Annotated in this window: 11 protein-coding genes; 5 read left to right on the top strand and 6 right to left on the bottom strand. The window is 47.1% G+C overall.

Features of this window, described 5'->3' with window-relative positions:
- Positions 1-266: 266 nt before the first annotated feature.
- On the bottom strand, positions 267-1,097 hold the full coding sequence (locus tag FTX54_RS03035; protein WP_147804925.1) for a methyltransferase domain-containing protein: 831 nt from the start codon (positions 1,095-1,097) through the stop codon (positions 267-269).
- Positions 1,098-1,843: 746 nt separating this feature from the next.
- On the opposite strand from FTX54_RS03035, the gene FTX54_RS03030 reads away from it, so the two are divergent.
- On the top strand, positions 1,844-2,290 hold the full coding sequence (locus FTX54_RS03030) for a DUF4385 domain-containing protein (protein ID WP_147804924.1): 447 nt from the start codon (positions 1,844-1,846) through the stop codon (positions 2,288-2,290).
- 134 nt (positions 2,291-2,424) lie between these two features.
- Positions 2,425-3,744, top strand: a complete 1,320-nt coding sequence (locus tag FTX54_RS03025) for a Na+/H+ antiporter NhaC family protein (protein WP_147804923.1) — start codon at positions 2,425-2,427, stop codon at positions 3,742-3,744.
- 180 nt (positions 3,745-3,924) lie between these two features.
- Here the strand turns inward: FTX54_RS03025 and FTX54_RS03020 are convergent, their stop codons facing one another.
- The 5 genes from FTX54_RS03020 to xylA all read right to left on the bottom strand — a co-directional run bounded on the left by FTX54_RS03020 (position 3,925) and on the right by xylA (position 8,738).
- The gene (locus tag FTX54_RS03020) at positions 3,925-4,569 is read right to left on the bottom strand and encodes an SDR family oxidoreductase (protein WP_147804922.1); all 645 of its coding nucleotides are present in this window, start codon (positions 4,567-4,569) and stop codon (positions 3,925-3,927) included.
- A gap of 25 nt (positions 4,570-4,594) precedes the next feature.
- Entirely contained in the window at positions 4,595-5,119 is a 525-nt protein-coding gene (locus tag FTX54_RS03015; protein ID WP_147804921.1) for a GrpB family protein, read from the bottom strand.
- 20 nt (positions 5,120-5,139) lie between these two features.
- A complete protein-coding gene (locus FTX54_RS03010) occupies positions 5,140-5,493 on the bottom strand; it encodes a PH domain-containing protein (RefSeq protein ID WP_147804920.1) in 354 nt (117 codons plus the stop codon).
- 73 nt (positions 5,494-5,566) lie between these two features.
- Positions 5,567-7,060, bottom strand: a complete 1,494-nt coding sequence (gene xylB, locus FTX54_RS03005; protein WP_147804919.1) for a xylulokinase — start codon at positions 7,058-7,060, stop codon at positions 5,567-5,569.
- A 340-nt stretch (positions 7,061-7,400) separates the two neighbouring features.
- Positions 7,401-8,738, bottom strand: coding sequence for a xylose isomerase (gene xylA / locus FTX54_RS03000; RefSeq protein ID WP_147804918.1), 1,338 nt, complete (start codon positions 8,736-8,738; stop codon positions 7,401-7,403).
- An 831-nt stretch (positions 8,739-9,569) separates the two neighbouring features.
- Here xylA and FTX54_RS02995 point away from each other — a divergent pair.
- From FTX54_RS02995 to FTX54_RS02985, 3 genes are all read left to right on the top strand, one after another.
- Complete coding sequence (locus FTX54_RS02995; RefSeq protein WP_147804917.1) at positions 9,570-10,727, top strand: ROK family transcriptional regulator; 1,158 nt, start codon at positions 9,570-9,572, stop codon at positions 10,725-10,727.
- A 92-nt stretch (positions 10,728-10,819) separates the two neighbouring features.
- Complete coding sequence (locus tag FTX54_RS02990) at positions 10,820-12,601, top strand: cache domain-containing sensor histidine kinase (RefSeq protein ID WP_246125693.1); 1,782 nt, start codon at positions 10,820-10,822, stop codon at positions 12,599-12,601.
- Positions 12,570-13,334 (top strand): response regulator transcription factor, encoded by a 765-nt coding sequence (locus FTX54_RS02985; protein ID WP_147804916.1) that lies wholly within the window; start codon positions 12,570-12,572, stop codon positions 13,332-13,334. The genes FTX54_RS02990 and FTX54_RS02985 overlap by 32 nt, the downstream gene beginning before the upstream one ends.
- The last annotated feature ends 84 nt before the right edge of the window (positions 13,335-13,418 follow it).

Genomic DNA, 13,418 nt, shown 5'->3' with positions numbered 1-13,418 from the left:
TCCTTCTTCCACTGGCGTCCGCCGGTTTCCGCTTCGTTTTAATTCTCCCATACAGAAAGCCTCCTGGTTGAATCAAGAAGATACCAAGGTAAAAACCAGTGCCAAGGCGATTTTTCAAGACGCCTGCGGAAAAAGAAAGCAGGAAGATCCTCCCGGACGCAAGGGAGGGAGAGCGGAAGGCTTTTTCCGCGGCAGGCGAAGAAAAAGGAGCCGCGGGCAATCCAATAACAACACGGAGCTTTAACAGAGCCTTCGAAAAAATGATCTTATACTACCCCGATTAAAACTTCCACTTCAACGGTAATTTTTCTCAGCTTCTCTTCCCACTCTTTCATTTTTTCGTCTCCAGCGTATTTCCAAGTCAACGGCGTCATTTGCAGCAATGGCCGCCGCATTTTTTCCGGAAGTTCAAACGTATAGACTGCTGTCTGCCTTTCTGCTTCCGGAAATTGTGCTGTGAAACCTTCGATGACTTCTTTATTATCGTAGGCTGCTTCTCCTGTAAGTTCGCGGATCTCCTGAAGGTACCCCGTCCCCGGAATGACCTTAATTACCTTTCCGCCTTTTTTTACGAGCCTTCGAAACTCCTGATAATTGGCCGGTGAAAAAATATTGAAAATAACGTCAAAGCTTTCATCCTGAAATGGAGCTTCAGCCAGATCGGCAACAAACCAGAGCAGTTCCGCTTCCCTTTTTGCCGCCTGCTCAATGCCTGCTTTTGCAAGATCGGCGCCCGCTCCAAATATTCGTTTTCTTTCATGGACCGCCGACAGATGGGACCCTTCTCCGCATCCTGCGTCCAGTACCCGTGCCTCTTCGTGTGGAACGAGACCGCTCAGTATCTCGTGCAGCGGATCGTACATGCCTCCTCTTATAACTTCCTCCCGGGCTGTAAAAAGTGCCCCGCTGTAGTTGGAGGAAGCAGGCTTTTTCGTGAGATGCACATGCCCTTGTTTAGCAAGGTCAAACGTATGACCCTGATCGCAGACAAGTCTTTTATCTTCTTCTATATTCAGCGCATTGCAGCAGTAAGGACACCTCAAAAACGGGGACCCTTGTTTCATTAAATCCGCTCTGATTTCTCTTTTCGAGCGCATGGCCGCCACTTCCTCTCTCCATATCTGTTCTTCTATTATTGCAGAAATCTCCTTCTCCAAACTACCGTTTTTTCTTTGTGCTGGATCGTTTGTTTGTTTTTCGTATGCTGCCGAGAAAGCCTTCAGCTTCCCTCCCTTCGAAGTTACTTAGAACTGCACAGGATAAATCCACCAGATATTGAAAATCAATATACAATTGACTCAATTTCATAAAACACTACTTTATGTTCCTTTTCAAATTAGAGGAATGATTTCCACACAGGCGGACGCTTTCCGTGGGGCTGCCCTTCAACTAATTCTGACTCCGTCAGAATGGATTTTCAGACGGCGCTGATCCCACAGGAGTCACCGCCTTCTGTTTCAATCATTACTATTTTTCAAGAATAGGTTGTACTGTATTCAAATAAGGACGTTTTAGTATGAAGACCTTTCTGAGATTGCTGTCAAAAGAGCTTCCAGCCCTTCTTCTATTTACAGAAAGCCGGCTGCAGGAGCCGTAGATGGCGACTCCGGGAGGATGAAGGACGAGACGAAGATCCATTTCTTACGAGCTTTGGGAGGAAGAAATTAGCTGAGTCCGGCCCCTCCGGAAAGCGTCCATCAGGAGGCGAAGGCAGCCCTCCTGTATACTTGCGTGAGTAAAACGATAGTTCATCAGTTGTGGTCCTACAGCTTCTTTGATGCTGATGAGTTTGATGCTGCTTACGTGCGGGGTATAGGTTGAAAAAAGAAGGGAGCGTTTCCGGATGGCTTTTAATTACGACGAAGATTTTAAGAATATAAATTTCCGCGAACAGCCTGAAAAATACCGGGTCGGCCGCGGTGAGCAGGGAGTGCTTATGGTGGAACCCTACAAGAGTGAAATCCTGCCCCACTGGAGATTCAAAACCCCGGACATCGCAAAGGAATCATCCGAAAAAATCTACGCAATGTTTGAAGAATATAAACAGAACAACGATTTTGTCGGAATGGATATGGCCCGGAAATTTATCCAGATGGGGTACACACGCTCACGCCGCTACGCCAATTATAAAGGAGGGAAGAAATACGACAAGGAAGGGAATATAAAGGAGCGGCAGATTAACGAAGAAAAGGCAGAGTCGGCAAGAATTTTCGAGGAGAAGTGGATAAAAGTCCGCGAAGACGAAGAATATCTTAAAATGAAAAAAGAGCATCAGAAAAAGTACGGCTGAATTCCGGCGCTTTTTCTATCTGCATTGTTCTTTCAATTTAAAGAGGAACGCTTACAATATGGATCACTGTATCATATAACTGGAAAGGACGTCTCCTTATATTGTGTGCTACAATATTTTCGGAGTGATGCCAGATGAACCGATCCTTTTCCTACATAGAAGTTATCCTTGTCTTTGCCGCCACGCTCCTGCCGCTGATGTCCGCCATTGCCGGTGGCTTCCCTCTCGCGGCGGCGATTATTCCCGGCCTGCTGACACTCGGTATTATAACGAAACGAAAGCAGGTTTCCTGGAACGACCTGTATAAAGCAGTCAAAAAAGGGCTCCACCGCAACCGTAACGTCGCCTGGCTCCTCGTTTTTATCGGAATTCTTCTGCCGACATGGGGCATGGCCGGAACGATTGAAGATTTAAATACATTGTTCCTGACGTTTCTCTCCCGTGAACACTTTCTCACACTCGCTTTTCTGATCACAGGTCTTATGTCTTTTACTGTTGGTTCCGCCGTCGGTTCCCTGAGTATTGTCGGCATTCCGCTGATGAGTGCAGGACTTACACTTGGAATGCCGGACGTACTTATTGCCGGGGCCCTTGTTTCCGGCGCATTCGTTGGGGACCGCTCCTCTCCGCTTTCCAGCTCGTTTCAGCTGCTTGCATTTTCAACGGAGCTGAGTATCCGTGAACACCTGCGCACGATTACGCCAACGATGCTGATCACCGTCTCCGCGACGGCAGGAGTTTTCTTTTTCATTGACCTGCTGACGGCGGATGGGAACGGAGCAATAACTGCCGTAGAAGCTGTCAGCTGGAGTTCTGCTTCGATTTCTCTTATACCGCCTTTACTGCTTCTTGTCATGATTTTTCTCGGTAAGGAAATGAAAACGAGCTTTCTCACTGCGATTGCCGCTGCCGGAGTCATTCTGCTTCTGCGCGGGAGCGGTCCTCTGGAATGGATCCAGGGAGCCTTCTGGGGAGTTGAGTCCTTAAACGGCCTTGTCGACATGCTCCCATTCGTCATTTTCATTTTGATTGTCGGAGCCTACTGTCAAATCATTGAGGAAACAGGGATGCTGCAGCCGTTTCTGGAAAGAGTCTTCACAAACACGACGTCGCTGACGAAAAACACGGCCCAGACGATCGGTGTAGCCGGCGGAGTCTCGCTTCTTTCCCCGAATCAATCGTTTCCTATTCTTTTAACCGGACGCGCCCTGCTTCCCCACTGGGAGAAACATTTTCAGAAAAGGCTGCTTGCCCGCACGCTCGCTGATTCCACCGTAGTATTTGCCGGAATGGTCCCGTGGAGCCTGCTCGCAATTCTCTGCAGTACCATCCTCGGGGTTCCGGTTCTCTATTATCTTCCGGCCGCCGTTTTTCTATGGCTCTCGCCTGTTGTGACACTGCTTTACAGCTGGCTGATTACGCAGAGAATGGTGCGTAAGAGTAAATTTGAATAAAATACGAACCTTGCTTTTTTTAACGGAATACAAAAATATTTTAAACCCTCTCTTTATAAAGAAACGCTCCCCTCTTATAGCGGGGAGCGTTTCTCATTTACGGGGTTTATGACCCGTCTCTATTTTAAAATTCTTTCATAACCGTGCACTATATTCCTACTTATTCAGACTTCGAATCTTTTAAAGCTGCTTCAGCGCTTCTTCCGGGGTCATGTCGCCTGAAATAAGGTCGAAGCCTTTTTCGTACGTTTTTTCTTCATCGAGCGCTGCCACGATTGTAGAAGCAACGTCTTCCCGCGGAATGGAAGCCCTCTCGAGGTTTTCTGCTGCTTTTACTTTGCCGGTGCCCGGTTCATTAAGCAGGCCGCCCGGACGGATAATCGTATAGTTCAATCCGCTTTTCATCAATTCCCGGTCCGCATAGTGTTTTGCCGCAAAATAGTGGCGGATCTTTTCGCTCCAGTTTTTACGGTTGTGAGCCTGAATCGCACTCACTTGAATAAATCGGCCGATACCGGCTTTCCCGGCAGCTTCCACCGTTTTCACAGCGCCGTCGAGATCGATAAGCAGTGTTTTATCAGGACCGGTACTGCCTCCGGAACCTGCTGTGAAAACGACGGCATCGCATCCCTTGGCAGCTTCTGCAATCTCGTCGACTGTGCCTTCCAAGTCTGCAACAACCGCTTCTACACCGTCTTTGCGGAACTTCTGGGCCTGCTCTTCTTTTCGTACCATCGCTACAGGCTCATGCTGTTCGCTTTTATGCAGTTTCTCCACAACCTGCTGCCCTATCTGTCCGTTTGCACCTACTACAAATACTTTCATATGATCACATTCCTTTCAATATGAGCTATTTCGAATTTTGATTGTACCAGCGGATCGCGCGGCACTCCAGTTCTCTGACAAATTCGTGTTTGCCTTCTACATAAGCCTTCATATTAAAAGGGTATTCCCATGCAAGCGACCTTTTCAAACCTCCGTAGGAACGACGGGCGTTCGGGTGCGCTTTTAAATATTCACGCAGGGCAATGTGCCGGATAATATGCGGGCTCCCTTCTTCGAAGAAATGTAAATGGTACTTTCTTTTCCCGTCTACATCCTTCGTATAAAAACGACGGTTCTTAATGCCATTTTCACCACGAGGTTTATAGCCCGCTTCTATCATGACGGCTTCTTTTGCATCGAGTGTATGCAGGCTTTCAGCGACCAGCATAATATCGATAGTGGGTTTGGCGAAAAATCCAGGTACCGCGGTGCTTCCGATGTGATGAATCTCCTGGATACAGTCTTGGAGGATACTCTGCAGATATGCCGCTTCCCGTTCATAAAGTTCAGGCCAGCTCTCATCATATGGGACTACTTCGACCCTGCGCATTATCTGCCGCCTCCCTTATTCTAGTTGCAGATCTTTTTTGACAGCTCCCTGTAAACTTCCATGACGTCTGTGTCTTTCATAAACTGGAGGGCGTGTTTATCAGACTTTGTCGCTATTTCGATCGTATTGGAAAAGGCAAAGAAACCCGTTTTTTCAATAGCGATTTCTTCGATTTTGGAGTAAGGAATACTGACCACTACCGATTTGGACTTTGTCATAAACGAGCGGTCCACAAAAAGGATCCGGTGACTTGTAAAAGCAGCGAAGTCGACCATGAGGCCGTACGTGCTGAGAACTTCTTCCCTATCAAATAAAAACTCTTCCGCCTGTTCAATATGTTTTGCCTTATTATCTCCTCTGCTGAATAAACCCATGCAAAAAACTCCCTTTCTTCTTAATTACTTTAAGAATAAGGGAGTTTTGCCGGAATGTAAATTGAAGGGTGGTTTATCTGTATTTTTTCAGCGAACCATTCAGGTTTTTCGTGGCACTATACACCTGCTGATAGAGGGAAAATAAGTTTTCGTAGGTTTCTGCTCTTTTTTCGTCCGGTTCAAAACGATCTGTTTCTTCAACGAAGATATCGGCCGCTGCTTTCAGAGAAGGATACCATCCAAGGCTGTACGCGGCAATCATCGCAGCACCAAGACCCGGTCCCTGTTCGCTTTTCAGCTTGACGACCGGTGAATTGTAAATGTCGGACTGAATCTGCAGCCAGAGATCACTTTTCGCTCCCCCGCCGGTTGCAATCACTTTGTTTATCTGTTTCCCCTGATCTTTAAACATGCTCATCGTTTCCTGAAGTGAAAATGTTATTCCTTCAATCACTGCTCTCGTGAAATCACCCAGTGTGTGTGACGCATGCATCCCGATAAAGCTGCCCCGCACATCCGCGTCGGCATGAGGCGTCCGCTCTCCCGAAATATACGGGGTGAAAAGCAGCCCGTTTGCTCCCGGAGGCGACTGTTCAGCCAGCTTCAGAAGCTCTTCAAATGAACGATCCGGAGCGAACGTCTCTTTGAACCAGCTGAAACTATGACCCGCGGCAAGCGTCACTCCCATGCTGTAATAGGCATCGGATTTTCCGTGATTGAAATAATGGACTTTTCCTTCAAAATCTTTTTCTGCATCTGCTTCATAGGCAAGCACCACGCCGGAGGTTCCCGTACTGCTCAGAACGACCCCTTCTTCAAGGATGCCTGTCCCTACAGCGCCGCATGCATTATCCGCCCCGCCGGCAAAAACACGTACTTCTCCGAGGCCGGACGCTTTCCGGGAATCTGCATTGAGTACTCCCGCCTCTTCGTGGGACGCCATCAGCGGCGGGCAGAGGGAAAGGGAAAGTCCAACTGCTTCACATATATCGCTGCTCCACGCCTTTTTCGAAATATCAAAAAGCAGAGTTCCGGCTGCATCGGAGTATTCCATCGCAAGATCTCCCGTTAACCGGAGCCGCACGTAGTCTTTTGGCAGCACAAATGCTTCCGCCTGGTCGAACACTTTCGGCTCTTCCTGTTTTACCCAGAGCAGTTTCGGAAGCGTAAAGCCTTCAAGAGCCGGATTTTTCGTAATGGAGAGCAGCTTTTTCATTCCTACCTTGTCTTCAATTTCCCGGCACTGCTTCGTCGTCCGTGTGTCGTTCCAGAGCATGGCACGACGGAGCGGTTTCTGATTTTTGTCGAGAAGAACGAGGCCGTGCATCTGGCCGGCGAAGCTTATCCCTTCAATGGATGCTTTATCATTTACGCTTGCAGAAACTTCTTTAATGGCTTCCAGTGTCGCTTCAACCCAGTCTTCCGGATCCTGCTCACTCCAGCCTGCGTGATCATGATAAAGCGGATATTCTCTGCTTGCCTCCGCAGCCACAGCTTTTTCTTCTTTTCCAACGAGCAGAACTTTCACGGCACTCGTACCTAAGTCCACTCCAAGTACATAACTCATAAACTTCCCTCCTGATTATAATGTCTTTGTAAGCGTTCGCAGCTTATACGAAACAAAAGGCGGCGGCTCCAGTGGGATTAAGTGCAGTCTGAAAATCCATTCTAACGAAGCACAGCTGAGGAAGAATCAGTTAGCAGGCCAGTCCCGCGAAAAGGGTCCGCCTGTGGTGGAAATTATCCTCTAAATACGCTAACCACTGGCTTGTGAATAGAAGCATCCCTTTGAAAACGAAGGCTCCCCTTTATCGAATCGAAAATTAAAAAACATACAATGCTATGAATTTGATCTGTTGAATATAAAAGAACAGAGGGCTTCCTGCTGGAAAGCCCCCTTTGATTTATTACAGCTCGTTCACGCGAAGCAGATACTGGTTGATTCCTGCTTTAATTTTCTCCAGCTGACCGGAAGCCTGGTCGATATGGCCGAGCGTCAGCGCATGCTTTTCAAGCTCATGAAAATTTGTTGTTCCCTGAGTGATTTTCTCGCCGATGCCGCTCTTAAAAGTAGAGTACCGCTCATCTACAATATTCTCAAAGAACTTATCTTCAATCATTTTATTAGCTACTTTCAGGCCGATCGCAAAGCTGTCCATTCCTGCAATGTGTGAATGAAACAGGTCTTCGGGCTTGAACGATCCACGGCGGATTTTTGCGTCAAAGTTTAAGCCGCCGCGTCCGAGGCCGCCGTTTTTAAGAATTTCGTACATCGCAAGGGTTGTCGAATAAAGATCCGTCGGGAATTCATCCGTGTCCCATCCGAGAAGCGGATCGCCCTGATTCGCATCCACCGAACCGAGCATGCCGCTGATTCTTGCCGTACGCAGTTCATGCTCGAACGTATGACCGGCAAGCGTTGCGTGGTTGGCTTCAATGTTAAATTTGAAATGATCCTGCAGCCCGTACTGATAAAGGAAAGAGGTTGCAGTAGCCACATCAAAATCATACTGGTGGGTCGTCGGCTCTTTCGGTTTCGGCTCAATTAAAAACTGTGGATCAAAATCGATTTCTTTGGCGTAATCCACGGCCATATGGTAGAAGCGGCCGAGATTATCGAATTCCCTCTTCATATCAGTATTCAGCAGCGTTTCGTAGCCTTCACGTCCGCCCCAGAATACATAGTTTTCTGCGCCGAGTTCTTTTCCTGTTTCAAGTCCCTTTTTAACTTTAGCAGCCGCGTAAGCGTATACATCTGCGTTGCTGGAAGTGGCTGCGCCGTGTACAAAGCGAGGGTGGGTAAACATGTTCGCTGTGTTCCAAAGCAGTTTTGTATCCGAAGTTTTCATGTACTCTTTTATCATTGAAACGATAGTATCAAGATTCTGATTTGTTTCTTTCAGCGTATTTCCTTCCGGTGCAATATCGATATCATGAAAACAAAAGAAAGGTGCCTGTACCTTATCGATAAATTCAAAAGCTGCCTCTACCCTTGCTTTCGCCTTGTCCATACCCTCCAGGTGGTCCCACGGACGTTCCGCTGTCCCTGCGCCGAATGGATCAGACGCGTCCTGTGTAAGCGTATGCCAGTAAGCAACAGAAAAACGGAGCTGCTCCTGCATTGATTTTCCGCCGACTTTTTCCTGCGGGTTATAATACTTAAATGCGTACGGATTAGTAGAAGCCGCTCCTTCGTACTGAATCTCGGGAACCTGTTTAAAGTAAGATGTTGTTGTTTCAGCCATACGTTAACGCCTCCATATAATTTAATTTGCAGTTGATAAATGTATTGTAGCAGGGTAAACTTAGTTTGTCCATTGAATTAACTAATGATTTAAAAATCTTTTTTTTATCGTATTTAAGGCAGCACTTTCTCTTCTGCGTTAAAATAAAACAATACTGCAAAATTCAATAACCCGTTGAAACATATATCGTTTCACTGGATTGCTCTTGAAGTTAAACTTTGTTCTCTCAAAAAACTTCATTTCTATTCTAATCGGGTATCCAACTCTTTTTTAACGATAACAGGAAAAAACAAGTAGTCTTCCTTGAACAAAGTTTCTTCTTATTATGCTCTTTTAAAGTCCAGTGTTGTTATAAAGAGCGCCTGACGCTTCTTTTCTTCGCTTGCTGCAGTTTTTATTGAATGGCTACCTTGAAAATAATGAAGATAAGCGATAAACGGACGCTTTCCGGGCGGGCCGGCCGGCCTCAGCTGACCCCTTCCTCCCTGCCTGCGGTCTATGATCTTCGGCTCGTCCTTCATCGCCCTGGAGTCGCCCCATGTTCCCTCCAGCTTACGGTAAAAAGACAGAGCAGAACCCGTCTTCTAATAAAGAAGCCCCTTCTTGAACATCATTGATTCAACATGTATAGAAGGGAAGTTCCATTCCTTGGCAGAGCCGAAGCGGAGTTTTCTAGATACATCCACAACAGACCGGCAGAATTAGTTGAAGACGAGCAGGAAATCGTCCATCTACAGCCGAGGTCATCTGCCTTATTTGGTTTTACACGACGGACTTCTATTATGAAATTTGATTCAAACAGAACGAATAAACAATGTTAGGAGAGAAAACATGGCAAACTACCAGCAGGCCGTTAAACTGGCAAACAAAGCAATCGTATTAGATGCCATCCGGACCCATGAACCTATTTCACGCGCAACCCTTGCCCAGACACTCGGTTTAACAAAAGCAACTGTCTCTTCCTTAGTGGAAGAATTGATTACTGAAGAATACTGCTATCAGACCGGCCTCGGAAAATCCAGCGGCGGCAGACGTCCGCTTATGCTGCAGTTCAACGAGAGAGCAGGTTTTGCCATCAGCTGTGATATAGGCGTCAATTATATCTTTACGACGATGTCCGACCTCCGCGGTATGGTGATCTTTGAAATCCACCGTTTTTTTGATACGAATGATTTTACCCGGACTGTCATGGAAGTAAAATCAATGATTGATACATGTATTAATAACATGAGCCCCTCCCCTTTCGGCCTTATCGGTATTGGATTCGGTGTCCCCGGACTTGTAACAAAAGACGGAATCATTCTCAGCACCCCGAACCTGGACTGGCATCAGTCCAACTTAAAGGAAATTTTCAGTGATCATTACGACACTTCAATCATCGTCGAAAACGAAGCAAATGCCGGGGCTTATGGAGAAAAAACGTATGGAGCAGCTAAAAACAGCGAGTCCTTCGTTTATATTAGTGCAGGCATGGGGATTGGTGCCGGTGTCGTTCTCGACGGAAAACTGATCCGCGGAGCCAGCGGCTTTACCGGTGAAGTCGGGCATACGACAATTGTCGACGGAGGCCTGAAGTGCCGCTGCGGAAATTATGGATGCTGGGAAATGTACGCTTCAGAAATGGCTCTTCTTTCTTCCTTTAAGCAAAACGGCACGCCCCGTGAGATTGAACCTCTGATTGAAAGAGCGGAAACAGATGAAAAAGTCCGGGCCACGTTTGAAAAAATCGGCTATTATCTCGGCATTGGTCTCACAAATATCATCCATACGTTCAATCCCGAAAAAGTCGTTGTCGGCAACCGCCTCGTACAGGCGAAAGAGTTAATAGAAACAGAGATTCAGCAGGCGGTAACAGAACGGACGCTGCCGGCTCTGATTGCAGAGACAGAGATCGTTTTTAATGAAAACTATCAGTATGCTTCCGTCCAGGGACTTGCCGCCTTCAGTATCGAACATTTTCTCGAAAAGCAGTTTCACTACTTCGGGTAGAAAGCCGCTTTTTTCAAATAGCCAACGCTGGCCGTTGAGCTTCCTTGTCATTCCCATACCAGCCTGAAATAATTATCGAGGGAGGTTTTCACTTGAAAAAGCGTGCCGTTCGCAGATGGAATACGCTGCGGACGCAAATATTATCGATTTTCGCAGCCGTTATGGTTATCGTCCTTCTTGTTGTCGGGGCTTTAACGTTCAACCTTGTTACAGAAATTATTAAAGATAATGCGCAGACACAAATTGAACAGACTGCCCTGCAGAGCCTTGGCCGGATTGATTCCCAGTATGAAACAATTGAGATGATCACGAGCCAGATCGCAACCAATCCCTCTGTGCAGAGTCTGCTTATTCAGGAAGAAACAGGGGGCGAAGCAGGATTTGCGGCCCGGCAGTCCATGAATGAAGTCATCAACGGATACCAGGCCTATGTGACGGGCCTCACGTCTTTCGAATTATACTTCACCGATGACCGGCGCCTCTTTCCCTTAAGCGAACTGCCTTTGTTTGCCCGCGTCCCTCCCGAATGGATTGATAGTGCACAGGAGGCAGACGGACGGATGATCTGGGCTGGAGAGGATCCTCTCGATGACGGATCTTTTTTGACGATCAACCAGATTAACCTGATAGAAGAAGATTTCCGTGCCGGGGGGTATCTCGTCACGAAAGTTCATGAAAACTATTTTAACCTTTCCAGCGTATCCGACACCCTCGACATACAGCTGGACCAGGCCGTTATTCTTGATCAGAATAGCCGGCAGGTAGCCGGGACTCTCTCGGAAAGTGTCGATGAATCCCTTGTCTTTTCTGACAGGGAATCGGTGGAAATTGATGGAGAAGAGCATGTGCGTGTGGAAACGACCTCAGATCATACCGGCTGGACACTCGTTATTTTCACCCCGGTTAACAGCCTGCTCCAGGGCATTACCGGAATTGGCACTGCGATCCTCGCAGCCGGCCTCGTCGGGCTGATTATTTTTGTAGCTGCCTCGTGGATCGTCTCCAGCTATATTTCCAAACCGATCCGCCAGCTGACGCATGCGATGCGCTTCGGAACGCTCGGAGCGCTGAAGAAAAGCCAGCGTATATCTTCAACGACAGAAATCACGGAGTTAAATGACACCTACAACAAAATGGTTGAAACGACGAACCATTTAATAAAAGCTGTCTACGAAGAAGAGCTCTTAAAGACGCGGGCCGAACTGAAAGCGCTTCAAGCACAGATAAACCCCCATTTTCTCTTTAATACGCTCGAAGCCGTATACTGGACGCTGGAAGAAAAAGATGAGGATATGGCCGATATGATCATTTCCCTCTCCAATTTGTTCCGCTATACGATTTCCGATGTGGATGATGAAGACTGGGTCACGCTCTGTGAAGAACTGCAGCAGGTCGAGAGGTATATGCATATTATGAAGCTTCGTTTTGGCGATCGTCTGTACTGGGAGATTTCCATGGATGAACAGCTTTCTTTTTATACGCTTCCTAAGCTTTTGATCCAGCCCGTTATCGAAAATGCGCTCATCCACGGGATTGGAGAATCAACGAAACAGGGTAAAATTACGGTTACAATAAAAGAAGCGGACTTAACGGGATATATAGAAATCTGCGTGAGAGACAACGGACGGGGCATGGAAAAAGAAACGCTCCAGAAAGTCCGCTCCTCGATGCACACCCAGGCCGCTGTGGAATCAAAAGGGACAGGTCTTGCCATGCGAAACATTTACCAGCGGCTCGAGCTTGCCTATCCGAATAATTCTCACAGTGGACTTTATATTGACAGCCGGCCCGGTGAAGGAACAAACGTTACTTTTATCATTCCAAAGAGAGGAGCAGATGCAGATGCAAAAACGTCACGTCTTAATAGTGGATGATGAACCCCGCTCCAGACAGGGTTTAAAAAGGCGGCTTGAAGCGTGGGATGAAAACCTTGTTATCTCAACTGCTTCCTCGGGAAAAGAGGCGCTTCACTTACTGGAGGAAGTTTCCATCGATCTGCTGATCACTGATATCCGCATGCCGGAGATGACCGGCCTCGAATTAATTGAAAAGACGAAAAAACTGAGCGTTCAGCCTGTCTTCCTTGTTATTTCGGCGTATTCGGAATTCGAATACGCCCAGCAGGCACTGAAAATGGGCGTCGTCAACTACCTTTTAAAGCCTGTCAGCAAAGAAGCTTTCCTCGAAGCGGTCGAGGCAGCCTTCAAAACAGTCGAAACTCTTCACCCCGATAAGCAGACAGATGCGGCCGCAGATCCCTATTTGGAAAATATTAGAAACCTCCCCGAATCCCTGCAGACAGCTGCTTCCTTAATTGATCAGCGCCTCGGGGAAAAATTCAGCTTAAAGGATATCGCAGCAGAAGTTCATTTGAACCCCAGTTATTTCAGTGTGCTGTTTAAAGATCATATCGGGATTACCTTCAGTGAATTTGTGACGAGAAAAAGACTGCAGCAGGCTAAAAGGCTGCTGCTTACGACCGATCAGCCGGTTGCCGAAATTGGAGAAGAGGTCGGTTATCAGACAGCCAAATATTTTATCCAGATATTTAAAGAGTACGAAAATATAACACCGAGCAAATACCGGAAAGAAAAGCTTGAGGAGTAAAGTCCGCCTAAAATCTTAGTTTAATGACCTAATGAAAGTGGTACTTTCCCTAATCACCGTTACCTTATGAAGCGCTTACATCAC

This window comes from Alkalicoccus halolimnae (genome assembly GCF_008014775.2).
Lineage (GTDB): Bacteria > Bacillota > Bacilli > Bacillales > Salisediminibacteriaceae > Alkalicoccus > Alkalicoccus halolimnae.
This window is presented reverse-complemented; position numbering and strand designations above follow the sequence as displayed.

Coding starts and splice junctions, on each gene's coding strand:
- FTX54_RS03035 (WP_147804925.1), bottom strand. CDS start 1,097: ATGCGCTCGAAAAGAGAAATCAGAGCGGATTTAATGAAACAAGGGTCC.
- FTX54_RS03030 (WP_147804924.1), top strand. CDS start 1,844: ATGGCTTTTAATTACGACGAAGATTTTAAGAATATAAATTTCCGCGAA.
- FTX54_RS03025 (WP_147804923.1), top strand. CDS start 2,425: ATGAACCGATCCTTTTCCTACATAGAAGTTATCCTTGTCTTTGCCGCC.
- FTX54_RS03020 (WP_147804922.1), bottom strand. CDS start 4,569: ATGAAAGTATTTGTAGTAGGTGCAAACGGACAGATAGGGCAGCAGGTT.
- FTX54_RS03015 (WP_147804921.1), bottom strand. CDS start 5,119: ATGCGCAGGGTCGAAGTAGTCCCATATGATGAGAGCTGGCCTGAACTT.
- FTX54_RS03010 (WP_147804920.1), bottom strand. CDS start 5,493: ATGGGTTTATTCAGCAGAGGAGATAATAAGGCAAAACATATTGAACAG.
- xylB (WP_147804919.1), bottom strand. CDS start 7,060: ATGAGTTATGTACTTGGAGTGGACTTAGGTACGAGTGCCGTGAAAGTT.
- xylA (WP_147804918.1), bottom strand. CDS start 8,738: ATGGCTGAAACAACAACATCTTACTTTAAACAGGTTCCCGAGATTCAG.
- FTX54_RS02995 (WP_147804917.1), top strand. CDS start 9,570: ATGGCAAACTACCAGCAGGCCGTTAAACTGGCAAACAAAGCAATCGTA.
- FTX54_RS02985 (WP_147804916.1), top strand. CDS start 12,570: ATGCAAAAACGTCACGTCTTAATAGTGGATGATGAACCCCGCTCCAGA.